Raw genomic sequence first — 26484 nt, 5'->3', positions numbered from 1 at the left:
TTATGGCGTAAAAACCTTTAGCAGTGTATGTTTTCTTTTTGATCCGATGTGCTGGGCTATGAATAAAATCGTATATGTAGAAGACGATCCGGAAGTAGGATCGTTGATTGCCGCTTACTTAGGCAAACATGACATTGATGTGATTGTCGAAAGTCGTGGAGATCATGCTGAAGCCACCATTGCGCAGGAGTGCCCTGACCTTGTGTTGCTGGATGTGATGCTGCCCGGTAAAGACGGTATGACGTTGTGCCGCGACCTGCGTCCGCAATGGGACGGCCCGATTGTTCTACTCACCTCCCTGGACAGCGATATGAACCATATCTTGTCGCTAGAGATGGGCGCTAACGATTATATTCTCAAAACTACCCCACCCGCCGTTCTGCTGGCCCGTTTACGTCTTCACCTGCGCCAACGGGTTTCTGCACAACATACTGTTGAAAGTAGCCCCAGCATGCTTAAACCACACAAAGCAATGCGTTTTGGCACGTTGTGCATCGATCCGGTAAACCGCCAGGTTACGCTTGGTGCTGAGAACATCACTCTTTCCACCGCTGATTTCGATTTGCTATGGGAACTGGCGACTCACGCAGGGCAAATCATGGACAGAGATGTATTGCTGAAAAACCTGCGCGGAGTGACCTACGACGGCCTGGATCGCAGCGTCGACGTTGCTATTTCGCGCCTGAGAAAAAAACTCTACGACAGTGCAACAGAGCCGTTCCGTATCAAAACAGTACGCAACAAAGGCTATCTATTCGCTCCTCACGCCTGGGAAAGTGAAGCTTAGTTACCCGGAACATAAAAAGGCTTCAATTGCAGAAGTGAACTTTTCGACCAACAACGCGTTTCTGGTGATAGAAAATATCTATCCTGGATGCGCGTTGAATGCAATTTTGAAAAATTCTTAAATCTTAGTTCGGTACACGACTACATAGAAATAAATACTTCTGATATGATAGATTTAATTCTGTATTTTAATGCCCGTAAGACAAATACATTTCCACTTCAAAATCATAATGGTTTTATTATCACGGTGTATTTATTTTGTTATCAATTATGCTTATAAATAAATAGAAGTGCGTTAATTATTTTACGCCACATTCAAATGTTGATTAAGTGTTACTTGATTTTTTTTGAAATTAGATATTTTAAAAGTTTTATTTTTGGACATTGCTAACCTGGATTATTGTAGAAAATATATAATTTAACGCCCCATTAATACCAGAACCACTGAGCTTGACGCCTCAGTCATCTGTTTAAAAGCAACCATTAACGTAAGCGTAATTGCTTCAGGTAATTTTGTGATAAAAGCATGGTTCAACAACAGTCTGTTACATCGCTTAAATAACAGCCAAATCAGATTATTAAATAATCGCTATGCTCATGCCATTATTGCCAGCACTATGGCCATTGTTCCCTTATCGATTGTTCGCGGGCTGGTTATTACCGCTTCGGTCATCTGTGAAACAGCAGGCTTCAACGATGCTGCAATTTGGTTCATGCAGTTACAGATTGGTTTCCTGGCACTCGCCCCGCTGGTCATGAACATTTATATTGCCGTTCACTGGGCTGTCAGAAACCGTCTTTCGCAAATATACTGTATCGCACTGAGCATCAGTACCCTGATGATTTTCCGCCGAATCCTTGATGATAATGCCCAGTTTTTCTTAGACATCAGTATTCCCATGGCTTTGGTATCTGGAATTATTGGCAATGTACTACAGGAGATTGTCAGTAAATATTTGCTAAAAATTCGTCTATGGAAAGATAACAATAACGTAACGATTATTTCTTTTTTCACTACACTAGGGATTATCGCCCTCTTCAGCTGTGTAATAAAACTAGGGGCTGAAGGTTATCTAAACAAACTGATGACTTTTTTCAGCAACCTGTCTATTTATTTTTATCCAGTAGATTTTTTACATGGCATTGCTTATGTATTACTGCGTAGCATGCCATGGTTCTTTGGCCTTCATGGCTACTATCTATTTATGGATATTGATGTCGCTTTTACCGCTGCAACAAAAGTAAATATCAGTGACTGGCATACAGGACATGGTGCGCTTAATATTCTCAGCCCCGTCTTCTACGATATGTGGTGCAATTCCGGTGGCACCGGGAATACGCTGAGTTTGATCATCTGTATTTTGTTGCAGAAAAAAAGCCCGCATCGGCGCTTGCTGAGTATCGCTGCACCCATGGCACTGTTTAACATAAACGAACCGCTGATTTTTGGTTTTCCGATTGTCCTGAATCCGGTCATGATAATTCCGTTTGTAGTAACGCCATTAATCTCTTACCTGGTGGCATATAGCGCAACTTATCTTGGCATTATCCCGCCAATTTCTGAAATCGTCAGTTGGTCAACACCTGGGCCGATTAAAGTGTGGCTAGCCAGCGGTCACTCAGCCGGCTCCGAAATCCTTTACTTTCTGCTTATCATCCTTGGGGTGTTTATTTATCGGCCGTTCGTCAGAAGCTCATTAAAACAGCCAATGTCCGAAAATAGCGATCTCGACTTGCTGACCGGTGAGATGAAAATCAACCAACCGACTGATTTTGAGATGGTACCTAACTATAGTCATGTTGTTGAAGAAAACAGCTATATTGAAGCCCAAAGGCAAATTGAGAAGCTGCAAACCAGAGGTCAGTTCATCCTCCATTACCAACCGCAGATTCGTTTATCTGACAATAAAATTGTCGCTCTTGAAGTGCTTATTCGCCACCAAAGCGATTGCGGGAAGATAACTCCACCGACTTTCCTGAAATACTATGAATGCACCGGCCTGATGCCAGAGATTGATTTTTGGGTACTGGAACATGCGCTGGATTACGTTCGTGAGAACATGTCTGATGCACAGAACATGACGTTGTCTGTCAATATTTCGCCTCAAACGCTAAACGATTACAGATTACTACACGTTGTTCACAAGGTGATGGCTAAACGGCTTCCTGCCGGGTGGACTCTGGAATTTGAAATCACTGAGTCACAAAAAATTCAGGAACCGGTTCGTGTCGCCGCAGTTCTGGAATATATGCACTCGCGTGGTATTAAAATTGCACTCGATGACTTTGGCTCTGGTTATTCGACTCTGCACTACTTGACCCGTTATCCCCTGGATAAGATAAAGCTCGATAGATCAATGGTGCTCGGTCTGGCAAAGCCAGATGGATTTAGCTTCCTGCAACAGGTTGTTAAATTGTGCATGGTGGTTCAATGTGAAATTCTTATCGAAGGTGTTGAAACACAAAAAGAATTAGAGCAGGTACAATTAGCTGGAATTGAATTCTGTCAGGGTTTTCTGTTCCACCGCCCGTTACCGGGAAAAGTCATCTGCCAGCTCCTCGCTGAGCAACATAAAAATGATAACCAGCAACCTCCTTTACAGCCCAATATAGAAGTACTGGTTTAACCTCTGCGTCATTAATTACACCACACTTATGTACACCAGATATTGTCAGCAGGAGCAAACCCTGCTTTCATAGCCGCTCGTTGGGGCATGAAAACTCTAAAATTCACTCATTCATGTCCCCTGGTGCTCCTGAATACCAGGATGCAGCACCCAACCAACTGATAAGCCGGTGATTTTCGTTGAAAAAGTTATTTATTCAGTTCTATCTTTTACTCTTCGTCTGCTTTCTGGTGATGACCATGTTGGTTGGCCTGGTGTATAAATTTACTGCTGAGCGTGCCGGTCGCCAGTCGCTGGACGACTTAATGAAAAGTTCTTTATATTTGATGCGCAGTGAGTTGCGGGAAATTCCCCCACGTGACTGGAACCGCACCATCAAAGATCTTGATCTTAATTTATCCTTCAAGCTGCATATTGAGCCGATAGAAAAATTCAAGCTTGATGAAATGACCATGCATCATCTACGTGCCGGGGAAATTGTCGCGCTCGACGAGGAATACACGTTTATTCAGCGCATTCCTCGCAGCCATTACGTACTGGCGGTCGGCCCGATTCCTTATCTCTTTTTCTTACACCAGATGCGTTTGCTGGATGTCATGCTTATGGCGTTTATCGCGATCTCCCTCGCCTTCCCGGTGTTTATCTGGATGCGCCCGCACTGGAAGGACATGCTCAAGCTGGAAATGGCAGCGCAAAGGTTGGGCAAAGGACATCTTGATGAACGAATCCATTTTGACAGTGCTTCAAGTTTTGAACGCTTAGGTGTCGCCTTTAACCAGATGGCCGATAGTATTAATGCACAAATTGCCAGTAAAAAGATGCTGATAGACGGCATTGCTCATGAGTTGCGAACCCCGCTCGTGCGTTTACGCTATCGCCTGGAGATGAGTGATAATCTTACTGAAGCGGAATCACTGGCGCTAAACCGCGACATTGGCCAACTGGAAGCACTAATTGAAGAACTGCTGACCTACGCACGTCTGGATCGCCCACAAACCGAGTTGCAACTGGCGAGCGTTAATGTCCCCCTCTGGCTCAATGACCATATTGCGGATGTCAGAATTATCCATCCGCATCTCGACATTCTGTTGGATACCCCACCCGCTGGGGATTTTGGCCTGATTGACCTACGCCTGATGGAACGTGTGACAGATAACCTCGTTAACAATGCACTTCGTTACAGCAAAGAGAAACTGCGCATCAGCCTGTGGCTTGATGAGCAAACCGCTATTTTACAGGTTGAAGATGACGGCCCCGGCATTCCTGCTGAGGAACGCCAACGGGTGTTTGAACCCTTTGTACGACTCGACCCAAGCCGTGATCGCGCAACGGGAGGCTGCGGACTTGGGCTGGCGATTGTTCATTCGGTTGCAACCGCAATGGAAGGTACCGTTGCAGTAGACAGCGGTGCTCTGGGTGGCGCTCGTTTCCGCTTTAGCTGGCCGATAAAAACCGAATCACCTCTGCCGTTAGCATCGATTACTCCTCGCCGCTAAAAATCGAATCTTCCCCTGCCTGACAACTGCAACGACGGTGGTCAGGCTCGTCTCTCTGTGTTATAAATTCTTTAGTATGTTGTAACTAATCGGGTGGCGAAATGGCAAAATATGATTTGATTGAGCGATTGAACAGAACTTTTCGTGAGCTCGAGCAGGCTCTCCATCAACTGCGTGAGCAGCTCGATAGTTATAGATTATTAGTGAGTCGTGTCTTCCCGTTACCTCTTGTGGATAAAGGCAAAGAGCATGATGCTGTCACTCAAATCGAGGTACAGCAGTTGGTTGGCAAAGAGGCACATCAAGCCACTCTTACCCACCTCACCCGTTTGTTTATTCAGCAACAATCAGAAAAAACCAGCAGCAAGGCCGCAGTGCGCCTACCAGGAGCCGTTTGCTATCAAGTAGATGATATGGCACGCAGCCAAACTCAAATGCTAGTTAACCGAATTAACCAGCTCAAGCATGATTTTGAAAACATTATCAGTGTGGAATCAGGTTTACCCAGTGTGCAGCGCTTTGAATGGGTTCATCGCCATATTCCCGGGCTTATCACCCTGAACGCGTACCGCACAATCACCCTGCTGGAAAACCCCACCACGCTGAACTTTGGCTGGGCCAACAAGCAAATTATCAAGAATTACACCCGTCGCGAAGTTATTGAGATACTCGAAAAGAGCTTAATGGCTAATCGCGCCGTACCGCCGTATACCCGTGAGCAATGGGCCGAACAGATTACACGCGAACTAAACGCCATCAGCAGCCTGTCAGATAATGTACGCCTGAAGATTAAACGACCGGTAAAAGTGCAGCCTGTGGCCCGCGCCTGGTATCAGGCGCGCAAAAAGCAGGTACAACACGCCTGCCCTTCACCACTTGTCGTATTGTGTAACTCTGACCGTGGCGAAATGCCACCGGATATGGGGGAGCTGCTGAATTATGACGCGGATAATATTCGCCATCGTTATAAGCCGGATGCTCAACCGCTGCGGTTGGTGATCCCACGCCTGCATCTGTATTGCGAAGAATAGATGCAGGCACGGTAAAACTTACTGTTTCATGCTGCCAACCATCTCTTCCGGGCGCACCCAGGCATCGAATTCGTCCTCAGTCAAATAACCGAGTGTTAATGCAGATGCTTTAAGAGTCAGCCCTTCTTTATGGGCTTTCTTGGCGATTTCTGCTGCTTTGTCGTAGCCAATATGAGTATTAAGTGCGGTCACCAGCATCAGCGATTCATTGAGCAATTGCGTGATTCGGTCACGATTCGGTTCGATACCCACAGCACAATGTTCGTTAAAGCTTTCCATACCATCGGCGAGTAAACGCACAGATTGCAGGAAGTTATGAATCACCATCGGGCGATAAACGTTCAGCTCAAAGTTGCCGGATGCTCCCCCCATATTCACTGCGACATCGTTACCCATCACCTGGCAGCACAGCATTGTCATTGCTTCGCATTGGGTTGGGTTGACCTTTCCTGGCATGATTGAACTACCAGGTTCGTTCTCAGGAATTGCGATTTCACCAATCCCACAACGCGGCCCAGAAGATAACCAACGTACATCGTTGGCGATTTTCATCAACGACGCCGCAAGTCCTTTTAATGCCCCATGGGCATGAACCAGCGCATCGCAGGTTGCCAGTGCTTCGAATTTATTTGGCGCGGTGACAAACGGTTGCCGGGTAATTTCCGCCAGTTCTTTAGCGACGCGCACCGCGTATTCCGGATGCGTATTCAACCCAGTTCCAACCGCAGTCCCGCCCAATGCCAGCTCTGCAACGTGCGGCAGGCTGTTCTCGACGTGTTTGAGGTTATGCTCGAGCATCGCCACCCAGCCGGAAATCTCCTGGCCTAAAGTTAGCGGTGTGGCGTCCTGCAAGTGCGTACGACCAATTTTAACAATATCGCGGAAGGCTTCAGCTTTGCCCTGCAATGTGGTTTTCAGTACGTTAAGTTGTGGGATCAGTTGCTCGCGTACCGCAATCACCGCTGCGACGTGCATCGCCGTTGGGAAAACGTCATTCGAGCTTTGGCTCTTATTCACATCGTCATTAGGATGAACTTTGCGCTCCATACCACGCACACCGCCGAGGATCTCGCTCGCCCGGTTTGCCAGCACTTCGTTCATGTTCATATTGCTCTGGGTGCCAGAACCGGTTTGCCAGATAGCCAGAGGGAACTCGTCGGGATGTTTGCCTTCCAGAACTTCATCGGCCGCTTGAATAATGGCTGTTCCGCGCTCTGTGGCCAGCAAACCCAAATCCATGTTGACCTTCGCGGCCGCTCGTTTGGTTAACGCCAACGCATGAATCAGCGCCGTGGGCATTTTTTCGGTTGAAATACGGAAATGCTCAAGTGAGCGCTGAGTTTGAGCACCCCACAGTTTATCTGCCGGAACGTCGATCGGGCCCATTGAGTCTTTTTCAAAACGTACGGATGCCATTTCATTCTCCTTTGAGCTAAAAAAACCGCCCTTATGGGCGGCTTGAGATGTTTACTTCACACATCTTGTACATTGAGAGGCATGTATTTTCTGGAAGAAATCGTTGCCCTTGTCATCAACCAGAATAAAGGCCGGGAAATCTTCAACTTCTATTTTCCAGATGGCTTCCATCCCCAACTCGGCGTATTCAACACAATCCAGACTCTTAATGCTTTGTTGCGCCAGAACCGCCGCCGGGCCGCCGATGCTGCCAAGATAGAAACCACCGTGTTTGTGGCATGCATCAGTAACTTGTTGGCTACGGTTGCCTTTTGCCAGCATCACCATGCTGCCACCGTTGGCTTGTAAGAGATCAACGTAAGAATCCATACGCCCGGCAGTGGTCGGCCCAAGCGAACCTGACGCATAACCATCTGGTGTTTTGGCAGGGCCCGCGTAATACACTGGATGGTCCTTGATGTATTGCGGCAAACCTTCTCCATTGTCGATCCGCTCTTTGAGTTTAGCGTGGGCGATGTCACGTGCCACAATAATCGTCCCGCTAAGGGAAAGACGCGTAGAAACAGGGTATTGTGATAACTGTTTAAGGATTTCGCTCATTGGACGATTGAGGTTAACTTTAATCGCCTCACCTTCACCTGCCTGACGTAATTCCTGAGGAATAAATTTTCCAGGGTTATGTTCGAGCTTTTCGATCCAAATACCATCGCGATTGATCTTCGCTTTGATGTTGCGATCGGCTGAACATGAAACACCCATGCCAATTGGGCATGATGCGCCATGACGCGGCAGACGCACTACGCGGATATCGTGCGCGAAATATTTGCCGCCAAACTGCGCGCCCAGCCCTAAATTCTGCGCTTCTTCCAACAGTTCTTCTTCGAGTTGAACGTCGCGGAATGCCTGGCCGTGTTCGTTACCCTCAGTTGGCAGCCCATCGTAGTATTTAGTTGAGGCGAGCTTCACGGTTTTAAGCGTAGCTTCTGCCGAAGTGCCACCAATGACGAATGCCACGTGATATGGCGGGCATGCTGCAGTGCCGAGGCTACGCATTTTCTCGACCAGATAATCTTTCAAGCGACCAGGACTCAGTAGCGCCTTAGTTTCCTGGTACAGATAAGTTTTATTCGCTGAACCACCACCTTTGGCGATGCAGAGGAATTTGTACTCAGCACCATCAACACTGTAGAGATCGATTTGCGCAGGCAAGTTGGTGCCGGTGTTCACTTCTTTATACATATCCAGCGCCGCGTTTTGCGAGTAGCGCAGGTTATCTTCAATAAAGGTGTTATAGACGCCGCGCGAAAGTGCCTCTTCATCCCCACCGCCGGTCCAGACACGCTGGCCTTTTTTACCCATGATAATCGCCGTGCCGGTATCCTGGCAGGTTGGCAAAATGCCTTTTGCAGCGATTTCGGAATTACGCAAGAACTGAAGGGCAACGTACTTATCGTTTTCGCTGGCTTCTGGGTCATTCAGGATATCGGCCACCTGCTGTTGATGGGCCGGGCGCAACATAAAGGAGGCATCGTGGAAGGCGTGTTGGGTGAGTAAAGTGAGGGCTTTAGGATCAACTTTGAGGACTTCCTGCCCTTCGAACTCGGATACTGAAACATAATCGCTGCTTAGCAGGTAATACTCAGTTTCATCTTTTTTTAACGGGAACGGCTCTTGATAATGAAAGGCTTTATTCGACATTGTTCTCTCACTTACGACATCAGCTACGTTAATTTTTATCTTTTAGCGCAAGACCAGGTGCTGCGTTAACAATACAAGTCACAATATGCTACACAATTTTTTAACAAAAACTGAGACTAATACGACTTTTTACTCCCCTGGTTACTTCACCTCAGATAATTGGTTTAATAGTCGGAACTTTAGCTAGACTACAACAGGGCTTGATAATGCAAAAACTCATTAACTCAGTGCAAAACTATGCATGGGGAAGTAAAACTGCGTTAACGGAACTTTATGGTGTGGAAAATCCAGAAAACCAGCCGATGGCGGAACTCTGGATGGGTGCACACCCAAAAAGCAGCTCAAAAATTCTTGATAATGGCAAGCAGCGTTCACTTCGTGACGTGATTGAGGCTAACAAACCTGCGCTTTTAGGCAAGGCCGTTGCAGAGCGTTTTGGTGAGTTACCGTTCCTCTTCAAAGTGCTGTGCGCCGATCAACCCCTTTCTATTCAGGTGCACCCTAACAAGAAAGCGTCCGAAATTGGTTTTGCCAAAGAAAATGCGGCGGGCATTCCATTAGATGCGGCCGAGCGTAACTACAAAGATCCGAACCACAAACCAGAACTGGTTTTCGCTCTGACGCCATTCCTTGCAATGAACGCTTTCCGTGAGTTTTCCGACATCGTGTCTTTGCTCCAGCCTGTTTCCGGCGCACATCCTGCCATCGCACATTTCCTGCAAGAGCCGAATGCTGAACGTTTGTCACAGCTATTTGCAAGCTTGCTGAATATGAAAGATGCAGAGAAATCCCGCGCGCTGGGTGTGTTGAAAGCCGCACTGAATAACCAACAAGGCGAACCGTGGGAAACGATTCGTGTAATTTCTGAGTTTTACCCGGACGACAGCGGCTTGTTCTCGCCGCTGCTGTTAAACGTGGTGAAATTGCAGCCGGGCGAAGCGATGTTCTTGTTCGCGGAAACACCACACGCATACCTGAAAGGTGTGGCACTAGAAGTGATGGCGAACTCAGATAACGTACTGCGCGCAGGTCTGACGCCCAAATACATCGACATTCCAGAGCTTGTGGCAAATGTTAAGTTTGTGCCAAAACCTGCCGCTGAGTTACTGACTAAACCTGAGAAACACGATAACGACCTGGATTTCCCTATTCCTGTTGATGACTTCGCGTTCTCTTTGCACGACCTCAGCACCCAACAAGTCAGCCTCGCGCAACCTAGTGCTGCCATCGTATTTTGCACCGAAGGCGAAGCTTTATTGAGCAAAGGTCAACAACAATTGGTACTCAAACCAGGTGAATCTGCCTTTATCTCTGCTGAAGAATCACCGGTTTCCATCAGTGGTGTTGGCCGAGTTGCACGCGTGTATTCTAAAATCTGATTTTGCATCAGCTACTGACCTTTTAAGACAAAGGTTGCTATGCTCAGGGCACAAATTTTATTAAATGCCTATTGGCATTTCAATCATCTGTCGGAGGACGACCGGCAGGTATTCTTAATATGGACTACAACAGAATGAAAAAATCACTGGTTGCTGTAAGTGTTATTGTGGCTCTGGGCGTGGTGTGGACAGGTGCATCCTGGTACACTGGCAAACAGCTTGAAGGCCGCATGGCGGAGATGATAAGCAACGCGAATGCCGAACTAAACAAAGCCTCGCCGGAAGCTGGCTTGACGCTAAGCTACCAGGATTATCATCGTGGCCTGTTCCACAGCTCCATGCAGTTGGTCCTCAAACCTACAGCGGGAATGACGAGTGCCCTCCTCAAGCCTGATCAAAGCATCGTGTTTAACGAAACTATCGATCACGGCCCGTTACCGTTTGCACAGCTAAAAAAATTCAATCTTCTGCCTTCTATGGCATCAGTCCACACAACGTTGGTCAACAACCCAACCACTAAGCCATTGTTTGATATTGCTAAAGGCCAGTCCTTTATTGATGCGCAAACTCGTATCGGCTACAGCGGTGATACCTCTTCCGATATCTCGTTACTGCCTCTGAACTATGAAAATGGCGAAGAGAAAGTGGCCTTTAGCGGTGGTGAGTTCAAGGCTGAAGTAGACGGCCAGGGCGATAAAATTGCTATTAGCGGTGAAGCACAAAGTGGCCTGGTTAAAACCGTTAACCAATACGGCCAGCACGTGCAGATGACCTTCAACGGCATCAAAACCGAAGGCAACAGTACGCGTAGCGAATTTATCGAACGCATTGGTAGCCAAAAAGCAACTATCGAGAAGCTTGCCGTTTCCATCGAAGGCAAAGAAATGGCAGTGTTGGAAGGGTTTAACATCGATGCCAAATCTGAAATTCAGGAAGATAAAAAGCATCTTTCCGGGCAAATCAATTACACCCTGAACTCACTGAAAGTACAGAATAAAGATATCGGTAGCGGCAAATTAACGCTCAAAATCGGTAACCTTGATGGTGCAGCAGTGCATGAATTCAGCCAGAAATATAACGCAGAGTCGCAGAAACTGTTGGCTGACCCTGCAATCGCGCAAAACCCTGAAATTTACCAGCAACAAATTGTTGAGTTGTTTGCTGCTAACCTGCCGCTGCTGTTGAAAGGTGATCCGGTGATTACCGTTGCTCCGCTGAGCTGGACAAATGCAAAAGGTGAAAGTAGTTTTAACCTTTCGTTGTTCCTAAAAGATCCCGCTCAAGCAACAGGCGAAGCAACAACTCCGGAAGAACAGCTTAATCGTGTAGTGAAATCGCTGGATAGCAAACTGGTTATCCCAGTGGACATGGCGACTGAGCTGATGACTCAAGTTGCGCAGCTTGAAGGGTATCAACCAGCCGAAGCCGCTAAACTTGCTGACCAGCAAGTCAAAGGTCTGGCCGCGATGGGGCAAATGTTCCGCGTGACTTCAATGGAAGACAACAAAGTGGTTTCCAGCCTGCAATATGCGAACGGCCAGGTCACACTGAACGGACAGAAAATGACCCTCAGCGAACTGTTTGGCATGTTTGGTATGGCAGGTACTGGCGAACCAGAAGTGGCTCCAGCACCTGAACTAGAAGCGCCGGCTGTTCCGCAGCAGTAATAGCGAGTTGTAGCTGAAACAAGCCTCCTTCGGGAGGCTTTTTATTAGAATAGCCCTCCGATATTACTTTGCACATTCCCGACCAGGCTTTCGGCCTGTTTCTGCATATCGCCAAACATGGGCGCAAGGGATAATAGTCTAGTCGATATGGTTCTCGATATTGCCGCGAATGAGACTAACTAAACATCCCCAGATAATACAGCAACCACCTGAAGCCGCTCATTTAGCGGTTTTTTTATGAGAATCGTGCAATGGGGTCTTAGGGTAAACATACTTCTTGTATGAAAATCGGGGGGTAGTGATCAACCAAAATTGATTCCCACGCTGGAGTTTTCCAGATCCGTCATAATGTCCGCTTCTGGCTGTGAGGAGCGTACTTACCGCCCTGGGGAAATGACTTCGGGCTGCAATTTGGCGGTGGCCGCACCTAAAGCAATCTTAAAAGCTTCGCGGGATTACCCGCATATATTCCTTTAAGCAGTACAGGCTTTGTGACTACGCTACCCGCACCAATAACTGCCCCATTGCAAATTTCTGCTGCCAGGATCGTTGCTCCGCTCCCTACCGTAACGGAATTGCCTAATACAATGTGAATCCAGTTTTCAGCAGATGAATCAGGACCGCCATTTTTGAAAAGATCGTTTGCAAAAGTAACGCCATGGCCAATAAAACAATCATCACCCAACGTAACGTTTCCACAGATGAACGTATGAGACTGTATTTTAGTTCTCCTGCCTATAACACATCCTTTTTGTATCTCTACAAATGGACCTATAAAAACATCATCACCCAATTTACATTCATAAATGTTTACTGGCATGACTACCCTGATATTTTCACCTTGTTCGACATCACGGATACCGCTTTCAATAATCTGCATGTTGAATGTGTCCCTACTTAAAAAATTTGGTTCAGAATAGCTCACATAAACCTGGATAGCTTTTAGCCGCAAAAATAATTGCTGGATCAAACGAATGCAAAATAATGCTTAATGCATGCACAACTAATAATCATTATCTACAGCGTGTTTCTTCGCTTTAATGGATTTTTGTTGCTTAAATAACTTTAATGTCCATGTCAAAACTCGCATAAATTGCTCACAATCTGGAGCAAAAGCTGAGGCGATTCATTTTAAAACAACTTGGCTGAGCTTTCTCCTTGCTTCCCGGTAATAACCCTCCCCGAATAAAAGCTTAGAGCTATGAGGTGTGTCGTGGTGAGACATAAATCTTACCTTGTTGCAGATAGCAAAACACCCTACTCAGTTTTCCCGATGCAGGGTGTTTTTCTGGATGTTTGGTGCTGACCGATAAACCATCAATTTTTAGCAATGAATCAGTCAACTTCAGCACTAAGATTAGATATGTAGGTTCTACAGTTGCCATCGAGTAGAAATGTGAACCGGTCACAGCTCATTCACAAGAATCATGTTTCCCGCAGGCGAATTCGCGGGAAACACATTTCCTGAAGGTACGATCAATGGATCATGTGGTTCATAAAGTTTTCACTGAGTCTTTTCGATTTTTGGTGGCTGCCAGCTGCCATCGATAATCGTTTTCTCACCCCAGTAAGCGCGAATGTAGAGCGAGAACGCCCCTTCTGGCGCAGGCAGCCAGTTATTCTGTTTATCCGCACCCGGCGAGCTGTGGCTGATAAATAATGTCAGGGAACCGTCATCATTAAACTTTAAATCTTTATTCTTGGTTCCCAGTGAATAGCGGTTAAGTTCGTTCGGACTGAACAGATGACGTTCATTATACAAAGTGAGCGACCAGAACCCTTTCACCGGCGGTAACTGGCCTTTGGCAAAGGTCACTGTGTAGCTTTGCTTGCCGTCGAGCGAGGCTGAAGCGGCATCGTTATCTGTATAGAAGTATTGTGTTTCATCCGGTTTGTTATCGAACATATTCGATTTCGACGTGCCGGTGCGGTTGTAATAATCAACGCCAAACTGCGCGTTATTTGTCGAGCGGTTCCAGCCATTTCCAGCAGGCACGCCGTTGTTTTTCCACTTGAAGAAATCGGTGATAACGGTTTTATTCGTCTCTTCAGCGGCTTCGTTCATCCACTGGCGAACCTGTGGGTCTTTCTTCCCGGCTTCCACCAGATGGCGGAATTGCGCATACAACGACTGTTCGCCCGGCAGTGCCGGAACATTGTCCAGCACGTTATTTAGTTGGTCGAAGAATTTCTCCGGAACCACCCATTTGGTTTCGCCCCCATTCGGGTCAGGTTTATCGCCTATCGACGGAAGTTTTGAGTAATCAAAGGACTTCATCTTGCCGTCAAACTGACTTAGTGGATATGACATCACCTGACTGATTACCGGCTGAATGGCGATACGATCTTCCTTCGTATCATTCATTTGAATGCGAGGTATCAAATTGGCAAGCTCAGTTGACGAGTGAATGACACCGTCAATTCCTTTAGGCGTGTTACCTTTCCAGTTTGGACCAACGAGCAAATAAAAACCGGATTTCGTCCCGTAAGGCTTACCCACGTTGCCAACCTGATCGGTGCGGGCATCATAGATTGCATAAACCCAGAAACGATCGCCAAAATCGGGTACCTGAATAACAACGGGCTCTTTATCTAAAGCATAGTATCCGAGCCCATAAGCCACGTCCTGGTTTGGACAGGTGACGAAGGTTTCCTCAGGCTTGATATAATCCGTCAGCATACTCAACTGGCCCATCGGTGCGACGGGAACCATACCGCCGTTCAGCGCAGGATAAGGAGCCTGAGTAATAGTGGCGCGACGGTTAAACTGGTTCACCATCGGATAACCCCAGATGTAAGCCTGCTGTGCGATAGCTTTAACGTACGACTCCGGCATCGTTACCCCAGCCGCGGGTTGAGTGAGCTTTTCAAACTCGGTCGCATGTGGGATGGTGAGCGGTACTGTTTGAGCCGAAGCACCGGCACTGATTGCCAGAACGGTTGCCAATGCTAGATATTTCATTTCCATTACTGTTTCCTTTGGATTCAAATCATCACCTGGCAACGACTTCAATCGCGGCCAGGTAAATGTATTTCAAGATTGTTAAGGTTTGCTAGCCTGAACAACATCATCTGGTTTCCAGGTTTGGTCGTAGAACGCATCGCCAGTGCCGTAGAGGCGAAGAGCGACCAGGAAATTGCGTCCAGAGATCGTTTTAATAAAGGCGTTATCACTCACCCCTTCCGGTTTAGACGGGCCAAACCAAATATCAATCGACCCATCCTGATTTTTCGGGATGTCGTAATATCCATTGGTGGAAGGAAGAAGCTGATCGGTTTCCGGCATAGTGCCATCGGTAATGTTATAGGCGGTGATCGCCCAGAACAGTGATGCAGGAGGATTTGGCGGTAGGTGCAATTTATAGGTATTGCCACCTTCCAGGAACTTGCCGTCTTTATCGCGAGTGGTATAGGGATATTTAGAACCCGCACCAGTGGTATGCATCACCATTGCGGCAGCGCTTGAATAGGCTATCTGGAAGAAAGCCCCGCGTTGGTTCTTATCAAGCGTGCCGTACTGCATCCATTCGGCTGTCGCACCCGCCCAGGAGTTCTCATATTGGCGATCTTTGTAATACAGTTGACGCTGGTCGTCACGGCCAAGCTGACGACGAGCCAACAGCATCTTCGGTGCCGTTTCCACAGCCTGTTTCAACAACTCTTTTTGTTTATCAGAGGGATTAAAAGGTTTGCCTTTGATAATGCCAATGCTTAATAACGCGGTGCGGGTTTCGTCAGGAATAGCGGTCAGCGGTTCGTAATCAACGAAGGTTTTCAGTTTCATCCAGAATTCGTTATCGACCGGATACATCATCGCCACTCGTTTTCCGCTGGCGTCCGGGAACTCCATCGGTTTCACGTCCTTTTCCACGTCCCATAGTGGATAAATACGGGTCGTTTCGGCATTTTTCACTGCCGGAACAGGGTCAGGTTTACCTTCACCTTTACCCATCACAGTACGGAAGAATAGGAATACGTTATAGGTCGAGGATTTAAACGCAAAGTAGCCCTGTGGAACCGGGCCTTCATAATCAGGCGGCAGTAAAAGATATAGCCCACCACGCGCTCGGTCAGGACCAATCGCACCGACGTCGGTAATGGTTTTCTGGAAGAAGTCAGTGAACATGCCGATGACGTTTGCCGGTGCTTTAATCACTAATGGACCCGTTTTTTTCAGATCCAGATAACTCATCGAATAAATGACATCACCATTAGGTGTGGGCACTACAGCGCGGCTGTCCATGCGCTCTTTCCAGATAGGTAGCACGTTATAACCGCTGCCAAATGCTGCCTCAGAACCATCACGCAGACCAATGGTATTGAGTAAAGGCAATGAGGTGATATAAGCCTGAATGGCATCCTGGTAATATAATTCGTCACTCAGCTTTTGTGCTTCATCCGCCGCAAGCCAGTTGCCATTATTTAGTTGCTTTATTAAAGGGGACTGGGGCGATTGTTGCTCTTGTGCCAATAAAGGTGCAGAGGTTAAAAGCGCGACTGATATTACTGAAACCAGTAGTTTTTTGTTCATTATACCCTCTGAAATTACGCAAAGTAGTTAACAGAAGGATAGGAGAGAATATTAATAAATTGGAATAATTGATAAGATTTTTAACTTTCATTTTACGTAGACCTCGACAGGTATTAAGCGCCGTCTGAGCACCTGTATCACTCCAGCTAACATCGCCACTTTCGAGAAGATTTAGCGCCGCTGCGCCATTGAGTTGTACGAGTGACACGGACAGCATCAGAACCGAGATGAGGTAGATAACAAACGTGATTGTACCCGCTGCGCATTTTCGATTTCGGATCTGCATATTGTCAGCTTCCGGGGAAAATTGCGTGCCACAGGGATTAAGGAGTGGAAGGACAATAAGAGCGAAGATGCATCAATTTGCTTTTTTGACTCCGACGCCCACAGATTAGAAGCTCATAGCGGTTTTCTGGTAACCAGGCTCCAATCCTGCAAAGAAAAACCATAGGATGGAAGGTTTTTTTACTGACATTAAGCCCAATAGTTTACCTCCTGTTCATTCACCCTGAACTTATTTTTGAACTTTTTATCTTTGGCTGCTGCAAATGAACACCTTCAACTACAATTCCTGTAAGTAGTTAAATCAGCTCCTGATTGCTCATTTCGAAAAGGTTCATCGATGAAAAAAGAAAAATTTTTTTTAATTAACGCATTGGCCACAGCCATTATCAGTTCACCCATGGCAGGGGCTACACCAACGCAGAGCGCTTCAACTCAAAGCAATGTTTTGCATTTGAATTCAATCCCTGCGGGAACCGTTATTACTAAAGAAGCCGCTGCGGCGATTGCTAAAGATACCTACATTTGGGGCTGGCCTATCGTCAATGCTTTTAACCGTCGCGCATCATTTGCACAAGCACCAGAACCGGGTTTGAAAGGTGGTATTTTACCTGTCGCACCTACCGGGTATGTTTCTATGCTGCATGGTTACATTTCCCCAGAGCAGCGTTGGGTTGCACACCCTAACCAAGATGTTGTGTATGGTTTTGGTTTTGGCGCGGTTGATGATGAACCCGTTGTTTTACAAGTACCTGATTTTGGCGATCGATTCTGGGTTTACGCGTTATATGATGCACGTAGCGATGAATTTTCAAAATTAGGAAAACAGTACGGCACCAAACCCGGCAACTATCTGGTAGTTGGCCCGAACTGGAAAGGTAAAGTTCCTGCCGGGATTACGAAAGTCATTCATGCACCTACCGAACTGGTCGCAATGGGCCCACGCATTTTCGTTAATGATGATAAAGCCGATCAGGATGCGCTACAGACGGTTTTGAACCAGGTAGCAATTTACCCATTAAGCAAATACGACGGCAAAAACAAAATCATTGATTGGAAAAACTCACCACACTTCCCTGCTGACAGCACGGGCTCCAGTGAAATCAGCTGGGTTGATCCAACAACGTTCTTTGATCAACTAGCGGAAGTCCTACCGAAAGTCCCGCCATTACCGGGTGAAGAAAGTCGCTATGCGATGATTAACGCTTTGCTGTCGGCGGCTAAAACCGATCCTGAAATCAAAAAAGTGATTAATTCTGCGGCGGTTGAAGCTGATAAAGAAATCGTCACCCCGATGTTTGACTTTAAAACCAATGGACAGACGTTACCAAATGGCTGGAATACGCCGTCAAATGGTGCTCGCTGGGGTTACGATTACCTAACCCGTACTGCAACTGCAAAATCCAATATGTATGTTAACCAGCCGGAAGAAACGCGTTATTTCTTTGTTGAAGTCGATAAGGATGGTCAACGTCTGAAGGGTGATAGCAACTACACCATTACGTTCCCTAAAGGTAAGACTCCTCCAGTAAATGGTTTCTGGTCATTGACGATGTACGACCCGCAGCATTTCTTTGAAAAGAATGATATTGCACGCTACTCGGTTGGGACTAAAAACCTGAAAGGGATGAAGTATAACGAGGATGGATCTTTAACTATTTACATTCAGCACAATTCGCCGGGTAAAGACAAAGAAGCAAACTGGCTTCCAGCACCTGAGAGCGAGTTCGAGATGACGATTCGTACTTACTGGCCTAAACCTGAAGTTTTGAATAAATCATGGACCCCGCCGGTAGTTGAAAAAGTGAGTAAATAGGTTTTGTTATCCTTTTACCAATAATGCTGTTGCCCGGGATTAATCACCTTCCCGGGTAAACAGTATTTCTTGTTTTCCCGGTGTGTTGATTGAGTTTGATTCCTGGCTTTGGTGTAATGAATTCTCCCTCGGCTCCTGCACTCTCAAAACCACCATGTACGCCGTCTTAACGCTAAGACCACTCCATTTAGCGCCACTATCCTAATGAGTACTTGTTAGCTCAACATTGAAATTTAACTTATTGATTGTTATAGACCTCATTTATATATCAAGGGGGCAATCTTCTTCGGAGGCTATTAGTTTTTCCGAATCACCAACCGAGCAGGCATAATCTGATTGCGGGTTTCTTCTTCCACGTTTTGCACTCTTTTAATGATTCGCTGCCCGGCGCTACGCCCAATTTCGCGGGCAGGCGTTGAAACCCAGGTTAGCGGTAAATCATCCAGTTCATCGTCCATCACTTCCGCGAATGCAGCCAACGCCACATGCCTGTCGTAATAGCTGTCGATACTTCCTTCGCCGCTTTGCCGACCTGCGCGCAGTAAACCAAACCATGCCCCCATCGCTACGGTGCTATTGTGGCAAAGCACCGCGGTAATAGTCGGGTTATGTTGCAACAAAGTGGTAATCGCATCCGCTGCCTTTTTTTGGCTCGGTTCGCATTCGATTATCCACTCACTGTGAAACGGTAAACCATATTGCAGCAACGTAGCACAATAACCACCAACACGTTCGGCGCGGGTTAATGACGCACCATCGCCACCCAACCAGGCAATACGCTGATGACCACGTTTAATCAGATGTTCAGTAACAAGCTGCGCGGCCTGCATATTATCGGGTCGGATGATATCAGCTTCATCAAGGTAACTGGCGCGTGAGGCAAAAACCAGTGGCAGTTTTTTTTGCTCAGCAACAGTGCGCATATCAGCGCCCTGACCCGCCGCACCAGCCACAATAATGCCATCTACGCCTTGCGAAACTAACATATCGAAACAGCGTTGCATGTGTTGGCCCTTCGAACCACTTTGTGTCAAAAACAGTAGATTGCCCTGCTTTTCCAGCTCGTCAGTCAGGCCTGCTGTGAGCTCGGCGTAAAACGGATTACACAAATCACGCACGATCAAACCAATCACACCGCTTTGCCCGCCCCGCAAGGATACCGCTTGCCGGTTACGCACAAATCCTAATTTTTCGATGGCTTCATTTACACGTAATCCGGTCGCTGGTGAGATGCGGCCTTTGCCACTGAGCACCAGCGAAACCGTTGTCACAGAAACCCCAGCCGCTTCAGCAACTTCGTTAATTGTTATTTTCTTTTCCTGAGTCGTCATCTGCGAGACGAATCCTCCATAAAGGAAATGTAGCGGTAAAACGTTTAATCTCAATGTGTATATTAGGCACTCTACCGAGCTTAGGATCTGTGAGCTACCGCGCAATAAAGGTTGGTAAAACGTTTTATCATCCGATTCGTTTTGTACCACTACTCACTTATCAACCAAGGTCAAGGAGTCGTTATGGCGGCTAATACACCACAAAAAATTACGCTTTGGGAGTTTTTTCAAAACCTTGGCAAAACCTTTATGTTGCCAGTGGCATTATTGTCGTTCTGCGGCATCATGCTGGGTATTGGCAGTTCGCTAAGCAGTCACGATGTGGTGACATTGCTCCCTGCATTAGGTAATCCCGTTCTACAGTTAATTTTCACCTGGATGAGCAAGGTCGGGTCGTTTGCATTTAGCTTCCTGCCAATCATGTTCTGTATCGCAATTCCACTCGGACTTGCGCGTGAAAACAAAGGTGTCGCTGCGTTTGCCGGTTTCGTCGGTTACGCGGTAATGAACCTTGCGGTGAACTTCTGGCTGACTGCGAAAGGCATTCTGCCGACTACCGACGCTGCAATTCTGAAGGCAAACAACATTCAAAGCATCCTCGGTATTCAGTCAATTGATACCGGTATTTTGGGTGCGGTGATTGTCGGGGTGATTGTCTTCCTGCTTCATGAGCGTTTCCACAATGTGCGCCTGCCAGATGCGCTGGCATTCTTTGGTGGTACTCGTTTTGTGCCAATCATTACCACGCTGGTGATGGGCATGGTTGGTCTGGTTATCCCTCTGATTTGGCCGGTGTTCGCGGCAGGGATCAACGCACTAGGTAATATGATCAACAGCGCGGGTATATTCGGGCCGATGATCTTCGGTACCGGCGAGCGACTGTTGCTACCATTCGGTTTGCACCACATCCTCGTGGCACTGATTCGCTTCACCGATGCAGGCGGCACAATGGATGTCTGCGGTCATAGCGTGAGCGGCGCGTTGACTATCTTCCAGGCACAACTTAGCTGCCCAACGGTGCACGGTTTCTCTGAAAGTGCGACTCGCTTCCTGTCGCAGGGTAAAATGCCTGCGTTCCTTGGTGGTCTGCCTGGTGCTGCGCTGGCGATGTACCACTGCGCACGCCCTGAAAATCGTCATAAAATTAAAGGCCTGCTGATTTCCGGTGTTATTGCCTGCGTTATCGGCGGTACCACCGAACCACTGGAATTCCTGTTCCTGTTCGTCGCCCCGGTTCTGTATCTCATCCATGCCCTGCTGACAGGTCTTGGCTTTACAATTATGGCGGTGCTCGGTGTCACTATCGGTAATACCGATGGCAACATTATCGACTTCGTGGTGTTCGGTATCCTGCACGGTCTGGCGACCAAATGGTATCTGGTGCCGGTGGTGGCGGCGATTTGGTTTGCTGCGTACTACGTTATCTTCCGTTTCGCGATTACTCGTTTCAATATCAAGACCCCTGGTCGCGATATCGACACAACCAGCAGCGCTGAAAAGGCAATTGCCGGCCAAGTGGGTAAATCCGGTTACAATGTTCCGGCGATGCTGGCAGCACTGGGCGGCGCAGATAATATTGTTTCGCTCGATAACTGTATTACCCGCCTGCGTATGTCAGTGAAAGATATGTCGTTGGTAGACAGTGCGGCACTGAAGAATCTACGAGCTATTGGTGTGGTGCAACTTAATCAGCACAATCTGCAAGTGGTGATTGGGCCACAGGTCCAGTCGGTGAAAGATGAAATGGCGCATCTGATGCAAACTGCTCAGGCGTAAAATACAACGGGCGCTTCGGCGCCCGCTTGTTGCGAGGTGATATGTTCGATTTCTCCACTCCTGTTGACCGTCACGGAACCTGGTGTACTCAGTGGGATTATGTCGCAGACCGTTTCGGTGCCGCCGACCTCCTACCCTTTACCATCTCAGATATGGATTTCCCCACCGCTCCGGTCATTCTCAATGCACTCCAACAACGTTTAGCTCACGGCGTGCTGGGTTATAGCCGCTGGAAAAACGACGAGTTTCTCGGTGCGATTGCACACTGGTATCAAATGCGCTTTAACAGCGTGATTGATAAAGAGACGGTGGTGTACGGTCCATCAGTTATCTATATGGTTTCACAGCTTATTCGCCAGTGGTCAGCCCCCGGCGACGCGGTGCTGGTTCATACTCCGGCGTATGACGCATTTTATAAAGCCATTGAAGGTAACAAGCGCCAGGTATATTGCTCACCATTGCACAAAACCGATGGCGGTTGGATGTGCGATATGGCGGGACTTGAAGCGCAATTGGCTAAGCCTGAATGCAAAGTCATGCTGCTGTGTAGCCCGCAAAATCCAACGGGTAAAGTCTGGACACGTAACGAGCTAGAAACCATGGCTTCGCTGTGTGAACGCCATGGAGTCAGGGTTATCAGCGATGAAATCCATATGGATATGGTGTGGGAAGGCCACCAGCATACGCCGTGGTGTGATGTGGGCAAAGGCCAGTGGGCGCTGTTTACATCCGGTTCAAAAAGCTTCAACATCCCGGCGTTAACAGGTGCTTACGGCCTAATCAACGATGCCGATGAACGTCAGCAGTATCTGAATGTGCTGAAAGGCCAGGATGGTCTTTCATCCCCCGCTATTCTCGCTGTCATCGCACATATTGCGGCTTACCAGGAAGGCGCCCCGTGGCTAGATGAATTACGTGCCTATCTGCAAAGTAATCTTCACTATGTGTCAGATGCGCTGAACAGCGAGTTTGCGCAACTGAACTGGCAGCCACCAGAGTCAACCTATCTGGCATGGATTGATTTACGTCCGCTTGGCATAGATGATAATGCGCTCCAAAAAGCTCTGATTGAGCAGCAAAAAGTCGCCATTATGCCGGGATATACTTACGGCGAAGAAGGGAAAGGCTTTGTGCGCCTGAATGCCGGTTGCCCGCGAGTTAAGATTGAAGAAGGCGTAAAACGCTTGATTGCGGCAATAAAGTCACTGCAATAAATATACGGGGAGGAAACTCCCCTTTTTATTTGCGCAACGTAGCTATTTAGGTGCGTTTGTTTTTATAATCTGGCGCACTTTAATCAATAAAAAGAGTGCAACCATGATTGATACCACCCTGCCTTTAACTGATTTGCACCGCCACCTCGATGGCAACATTCGTGCGCAAACTATCCTCGACCTCGGCCGCCAGTTTAATTTGCCGCTTCCAGCGGATTCCCTGGAAGCACTTCGCCCTCATGTACAAGTGGTAGAAACCGCGCCGGATTTGGTGAGTTTTCTGCAAAAACTGGATTGGGGCGTGAAAGTCCTGGCCGATCTCGATGCCTGTCGCCGAGTGGCGTGGGAAAATATTGAAGATGCCGCACTTAACGGCCTGCATTATGTTGAACTGCGTTTTTCCCCAGGTTACATGGCGATGAGCCACAACCTACCGGTTGCCGGTGTGGTTGAAGCGGTGATTGAGGGTGTTCGACAGGGTTGCCGTGATTTCGGCGTTGAGGCGCGTCTGATTGGCATTATGAGCCGTACATTTGGTGAAGCCGCTTGTCTGGCGGAACTGGAAGCGCTGCTGGGCCATCGCGATAGTATTACCGCGCTTGACCTTGCAGGCGATGAGCTTGGTTTCCCAGGCAGCCTGTTCTTGAACCACTTTAACCGCGCGCGTGATGCAGGCTGGCATATTACCGTTCACGCTGGTGAAGCTGCTGGTCCGGAAAGTATCTGGCAGGCGATTCGTGAACTGGGTGCCGAACGTATCGGCCACGGTGTAAAAGCTGTTGAAGATCCGGCATTAATGGATTTCCTTGCAGAGCAAGGTATCGGTATCGAATCCTGTCTGACATCCAATATTCAAACCAGCACCATTGCTGCGTTGGATAAACATCCGCTGATTACTTTCCTGAATAAAGGTGTGCTGGCGACGATTAATACCGATGATCCAGCGGTTCAAGGCATCGACATCATTCATGAATACGAGGTTGCAGCCCCGAAAGCGGGCTTGAGTGCGGCGCATATTCGCACCGCACAAGAGAATGGTTTAAAAATTGCCTTCCTGAGTGAGGCAGAAAAGCAAGCGCTGATCGCTAAAGTCCGCGCAGCTTAATCCCCGTAAAAAGCTTGGGTCAGGAGACTGATTCAAGCTCTCTTTTTTCCTTCGCCATTTTTCTCGCGTAGCGTTGCGCAAGCACAGCACAAACCATGAGTTGAACCTGATGGAAGATCATCAACGGCAATACCATCATGCCCACTGCACTTGCCGGAAACAGCACGTTCGCCATCGGTACGCCGTTTGCGAGGCTTTTCTTCGAGCCGCAGAACACAATTGTTATTTCATCTGCGGTATTAAACCCCATAAACCGCGCAACCCAAGTGTTGATAACCAGAACAATCGCCAGTAAAACAATGGAGCAGCCCAGCACGCCCAACAACGCTGTGCCATTGACCTGTTGCCAGATCCCACCTACCACCGCTTCGCTGAATGCCACGTAAACCACCAACAAAATAGAAGAACGATCGGTCAGGCTAATTAGTTTTTTATGTTTATCGACCCAGCGGCCAATCAATGGGCGTGAAAAATGCCCCACCACAAAAGGCACCATTAATTGCAACACGATTTTGCCAATTGCATGCAACGTGTCGGTGGTTCCCTCTTGTGTATTCATTAATGCGCCGACTAAAACTGGCGACAGGAAAATCCCGAGAATGCTTGATGCAGAAGCACTGCAAACTGCCGCCGCCACGTTCCCACCCGCAACTGAGGTAAAGGCGATGGCCGACTGCACGGTGGCAGGCAGCGCACAAAGATAAAGAAAACCCATATACAACGGCTGATTAAGAATCGCTGGCGAAAGAAAACCCATTGCCAACCCCAGCAATGGAAACAATGCAAAGGTGCTGAGAAACACCACAAGATGTAATTTCCAATGCCCCATCCCCGCCACAATCGCATCACGCGAGAGCTTTGCTCCGTGCATGAAAAATAACAATGCAATAGCCGCAGTAGTCAGATATTCGAACACTGTTTTTACAGCACCTTCGCAGGGAAACAGTGATGCAACGACCACAACACCAATCATAATCAGCAAGAAAGTATCAATTTTCAGACGCCGCAACCAATTCATTTGTCTTCCTTCAACATGGGGCTTTCGCCTGTGTATCAATAGTAGTGAATGCTGTTTTTGATGGTGTACTTTTCAACTTTTGGCGGTTTCACACTCTCATCGGTGATGTTCAACACACATTCCAGTGGGTTGAAATGGCCGTCGTAGTCACAGGTTTGTGTTACCAGCCCGATGGATTTGCCGTTAAGTGTACTTTCAGAGGTGTAATCGAGTTTTTTCTTTTTGTCATTGCCCGCTTTTGCGGTGATAGCGAGGGTGTCATCGTGCGCTTTAGTAATTTTACCTAACGGATATCCGTCCATGTCGTAGTGATAAACAACGGATGTCTCTTTGCCACGCGCAGATACCACAAAACCATTATCGTCAGTTTCATAAGTGACAGCAGCACCGGGTAACTCAGCCAACTGGCATTTCCCTTGAAGTTTGACTCGTTTTTCACGGCTGAGGGAGTCGATATAATAATTGGCATCAAGCACCAGTGTGGCGCCAGTGTTGTTTTCCAAATCGTGAAATTCGAGTTCGTTAAAACACCCCTCTTCGGAAACAAAACCAACAACGTGTTTAATCACCTCACCCTTTTCGTTGATCAAGGTTTGGCTGAAATCTTTGACCGGCCCACGCAGTGGATCGAAATCAAATTCATTCGAAAAACTCGCCATTTCAGGTGTGTAGGAGAGTGTATTGTTCTGATTATCACACCCAGCAACAGAGGCTGCCAGCGCACAAAGGATAATGATTTTATTCACGTAAGTCCTGTCCCCGACTTGAAATGTAACGACATGATATAAGCAAATACAACAATTTACACTAAAGGTACTATTCTTATACTGCACTCTCAATATAAGGAAGAGACCATGAAACGTTCAAGCTGGCTGGGCATATGTCTGGTTTTCTCGGCCACTTCCGCACTGGCCGCACAGACTTCATGCGACAAAGTTAAGGCAGACATCCAGCAAAAAATCATTAACAACGGTGTCCCGGAATCAGGATTTAGCTTAACGATTGTTCCTAACGATCAGGCGGATAAACCGGATGCACAAGTCGTTGGTCACTGTGCTAATGATACGCAGAAAATCCTGTATACGCGTACCAGCAGCGGAAACTATCCCGTGAGTGGCAGCAATACTCAAGATGGATCAACCGCAGAACCGCAATAGCCATTTAAACGGGGCGAAATGGCCCCGTTTTCGCTTCTCGATCATCCTCTTCAGGTTTCATTCAAAAGTCCGCGCTAACTTTGATACGCATTAAAAAACCCTACCCCAAAATGAGTAAAACTCCTTACTGCCGATAATATTCGCTTGATAAGCA

At 47.5% G+C, this 26484-nt stretch carries 19 protein-coding genes; 11 read left to right on the top strand and 8 right to left on the bottom strand.

The annotated features are described in order from the left end of the window. Positions 1-58: 58 nt before the first annotated feature. The 4 genes from rstA (at position 59) to tus (ending at position 5940) form a co-directional block, all read left to right on the top strand. Positions 59-787, top strand: coding sequence for a two-component system response regulator RstA (gene rstA / locus FH968_RS14355; RefSeq protein ID WP_139880556.1), 729 nt, complete (start codon positions 59-61; stop codon positions 785-787). Between the two features lie 514 nt (positions 788-1301). Continuing rightward, positions 1302-3413, top strand: coding sequence for an EAL domain-containing protein (locus FH968_RS14350; protein WP_139880554.1), 2112 nt, complete (start codon positions 1302-1304; stop codon positions 3411-3413). Between the two features lie 179 nt (positions 3414-3592). Continuing rightward, positions 3593-4909: a two-component system sensor histidine kinase RstB gene (rstB, locus tag FH968_RS14345; RefSeq protein ID WP_139880552.1), complete on the top strand. Its 1317-nt coding sequence runs from the start codon at positions 3593-3595 to the stop codon at positions 4907-4909. A 101-nt stretch (positions 4910-5010) separates the two neighbouring features. Continuing rightward, positions 5011-5940, top strand: a complete 930-nt coding sequence (gene tus / locus FH968_RS14340) for a DNA replication terminus site-binding protein (RefSeq protein WP_139880549.1) — start codon at positions 5011-5013, stop codon at positions 5938-5940. Positions 5941-5958: 18 nt separating this feature from the next. Here the strand turns inward: tus and fumC are convergent, their stop codons facing one another. Next, positions 5959-7356: a class II fumarate hydratase gene (gene fumC, locus FH968_RS14335; protein WP_139880547.1), complete on the bottom strand. Its 1398-nt coding sequence runs from the start codon at positions 7354-7356 to the stop codon at positions 5959-5961. 51 nt (positions 7357-7407) lie between these two features. Next, on the bottom strand, positions 7408-9054 hold the full coding sequence (gene fumA, locus FH968_RS14330) for a class I fumarate hydratase FumA (protein ID WP_139880545.1): 1647 nt from the start codon (positions 9052-9054) through the stop codon (positions 7408-7410). 206 nt (positions 9055-9260) lie between these two features. Here fumA and manA point away from each other — a divergent pair, with 206 nt between their 5' ends. Continuing rightward, positions 9261-10433 carry a mannose-6-phosphate isomerase gene (manA, locus tag FH968_RS14325; RefSeq protein ID WP_139880543.1) on the top strand — a complete coding sequence of 391 codons (1173 nt, stop codon included), beginning with the start codon at positions 9261-9263 and terminating at the stop codon, positions 10431-10433. A 134-nt stretch (positions 10434-10567) separates the two neighbouring features. Next, the gene (locus tag FH968_RS14320) at positions 10568-12100 is read left to right on the top strand and encodes a YdgA family protein (protein ID WP_139880541.1); all 1533 of its coding nucleotides are present in this window, start codon (positions 10568-10570) and stop codon (positions 12098-12100) included. 427 nt (positions 12101-12527) lie between these two features. Here FH968_RS14320 and FH968_RS14315 read toward each other — a convergent pair whose 3' ends face one another. From FH968_RS14315 to FH968_RS14305, 3 genes are all read right to left on the bottom strand, one after another. Continuing rightward, positions 12528-12980 carry an acyltransferase gene (locus tag FH968_RS14315; RefSeq protein WP_139880539.1) on the bottom strand — a complete coding sequence of 151 codons (453 nt, stop codon included), beginning with the start codon at positions 12978-12980 and terminating at the stop codon, positions 12528-12530. A gap of 624 nt (positions 12981-13604) precedes the next feature. Then, positions 13605-15068 (bottom strand): DUF1254 domain-containing protein, encoded by a 1464-nt coding sequence (locus FH968_RS14310; RefSeq protein ID WP_139880537.1) that lies wholly within the window; start codon positions 15066-15068, stop codon positions 13605-13607. Positions 15069-15143: 75 nt separating this feature from the next. Continuing rightward, positions 15144-16631, bottom strand: a complete 1488-nt coding sequence (locus tag FH968_RS14305) for a DUF1254 domain-containing protein (RefSeq protein ID WP_139880535.1) — start codon at positions 16629-16631, stop codon at positions 15144-15146. Positions 16632-17253: 622 nt separating this feature from the next. Between FH968_RS14305 and FH968_RS14300 the strand changes: the two genes are divergently transcribed. Then, on the top strand, positions 17254-18729 hold the full coding sequence (locus FH968_RS14300) for a DUF1254 domain-containing protein (protein ID WP_139880532.1): 1476 nt from the start codon (positions 17254-17256) through the stop codon (positions 18727-18729). A gap of 296 nt (positions 18730-19025) precedes the next feature. On the opposite strand, the gene FH968_RS14295 is transcribed toward FH968_RS14300, so the two are convergent. Then, positions 19026-20060 (bottom strand): Mal regulon transcriptional regulator MalI, encoded by a 1035-nt coding sequence (locus FH968_RS14295; protein ID WP_139880530.1) that lies wholly within the window; start codon positions 20058-20060, stop codon positions 19026-19028. 183 nt (positions 20061-20243) lie between these two features. Here FH968_RS14295 and malX point away from each other — a divergent pair, with 183 nt between their 5' ends. From malX to add, 3 genes are all read left to right on the top strand, one after another. Next, positions 20244-21836 carry a maltose/glucose-specific PTS transporter subunit IIBC gene (gene malX, locus FH968_RS14290; RefSeq protein ID WP_139880527.1) on the top strand — a complete coding sequence of 531 codons (1593 nt, stop codon included), beginning with the start codon at positions 20244-20246 and terminating at the stop codon, positions 21834-21836. 41 nt (positions 21837-21877) lie between these two features. Then, positions 21878-23050 carry a MalY/PatB family protein gene (locus FH968_RS14285; RefSeq protein WP_139880525.1) on the top strand — a complete coding sequence of 391 codons (1173 nt, stop codon included), beginning with the start codon at positions 21878-21880 and terminating at the stop codon, positions 23048-23050. A gap of 103 nt (positions 23051-23153) precedes the next feature. Continuing rightward, positions 23154-24155 (top strand): adenosine deaminase, encoded by a 1002-nt coding sequence (gene add / locus FH968_RS14280; protein ID WP_139880523.1) that lies wholly within the window; start codon positions 23154-23156, stop codon positions 24153-24155. 19 nt (positions 24156-24174) lie between these two features. On the opposite strand, the gene FH968_RS14275 is transcribed toward add, so the two are convergent. Beyond that, entirely contained in the window at positions 24175-25173 is a 999-nt protein-coding gene (locus FH968_RS14275; RefSeq protein WP_139880521.1) for a bile acid:sodium symporter family protein, read from the bottom strand. Between the two features lie 35 nt (positions 25174-25208). Then, the gene (locus tag FH968_RS14270; protein WP_139880519.1) at positions 25209-25919 is read right to left on the bottom strand and encodes a YnfC family lipoprotein; all 711 of its coding nucleotides are present in this window, start codon (positions 25917-25919) and stop codon (positions 25209-25211) included. Positions 25920-26027: 108 nt separating this feature from the next. Here FH968_RS14270 and FH968_RS14265 point away from each other — a divergent pair, with 108 nt between their 5' ends. Continuing rightward, positions 26028-26330 carry a DUF1161 domain-containing protein gene (locus FH968_RS14265; RefSeq protein WP_139880517.1) on the top strand — a complete coding sequence of 101 codons (303 nt, stop codon included), beginning with the start codon at positions 26028-26030 and terminating at the stop codon, positions 26328-26330. Positions 26331-26484: the final 154 nt, after the last annotated feature.

Source organism: Buttiauxella sp. B2 (genome assembly GCF_006376615.1).
In the GTDB taxonomy this organism is placed as follows: Bacteria; Pseudomonadota; Gammaproteobacteria; order Enterobacterales; family Enterobacteriaceae; genus Buttiauxella.
This window is presented reverse-complemented; position numbering and strand designations above follow the sequence as displayed.

Bases quoted from the DNA above. Each gene is read 5' to 3' on its own strand.
- FH968_RS14300 (WP_139880532.1), top strand. From the start codon at position 17,254: ATGAAAAAAGAAAAATTTTTTTTAATTAACGCATTGGCCACAGCCATT.
- FH968_RS14310 (WP_139880537.1), bottom strand. From the start codon at position 15,068: ATGGAAATGAAATATCTAGCATTGGCAACCGTTCTGGCAATCAGTGCC.
- tus (WP_139880549.1), top strand. From the start codon at position 5,011: ATGGCAAAATATGATTTGATTGAGCGATTGAACAGAACTTTTCGTGAG.
- add (WP_139880523.1), top strand. From the start codon at position 23,154: ATGATTGATACCACCCTGCCTTTAACTGATTTGCACCGCCACCTCGAT.
- rstA (WP_139880556.1), top strand. From the start codon at position 59: ATGAATAAAATCGTATATGTAGAAGACGATCCGGAAGTAGGATCGTTG.
- FH968_RS14320 (WP_139880541.1), top strand. From the start codon at position 10,568: ATGAAAAAATCACTGGTTGCTGTAAGTGTTATTGTGGCTCTGGGCGTG.
- FH968_RS14265 (WP_139880517.1), top strand. From the start codon at position 26,028: ATGAAACGTTCAAGCTGGCTGGGCATATGTCTGGTTTTCTCGGCCACT.
- fumC (WP_139880547.1), bottom strand. From the start codon at position 7,356: ATGGCATCCGTACGTTTTGAAAAAGACTCAATGGGCCCGATCGACGTT.
- fumA (WP_139880545.1), bottom strand. From the start codon at position 9,054: ATGTCGAATAAAGCCTTTCATTATCAAGAGCCGTTCCCGTTAAAAAAA.
- FH968_RS14305 (WP_139880535.1), bottom strand. From the start codon at position 16,631: ATGAACAAAAAACTACTGGTTTCAGTAATATCAGTCGCGCTTTTAACC.
- FH968_RS14315 (WP_139880539.1), bottom strand. From the start codon at position 12,980: ATGCAGATTATTGAAAGCGGTATCCGTGATGTCGAACAAGGTGAAAAT.
- manA (WP_139880543.1), top strand. From the start codon at position 9,261: ATGCAAAAACTCATTAACTCAGTGCAAAACTATGCATGGGGAAGTAAA.
- malX (WP_139880527.1), top strand. From the start codon at position 20,244: ATGGCGGCTAATACACCACAAAAAATTACGCTTTGGGAGTTTTTTCAA.
- FH968_RS14275 (WP_139880521.1), bottom strand. From the start codon at position 25,173: ATGAATTGGTTGCGGCGTCTGAAAATTGATACTTTCTTGCTGATTATG.
- FH968_RS14285 (WP_139880525.1), top strand. From the start codon at position 21,878: ATGTTCGATTTCTCCACTCCTGTTGACCGTCACGGAACCTGGTGTACT.
- FH968_RS14295 (WP_139880530.1), bottom strand. From the start codon at position 20,060: ATGACGACTCAGGAAAAGAAAATAACAATTAACGAAGTTGCTGAAGCG.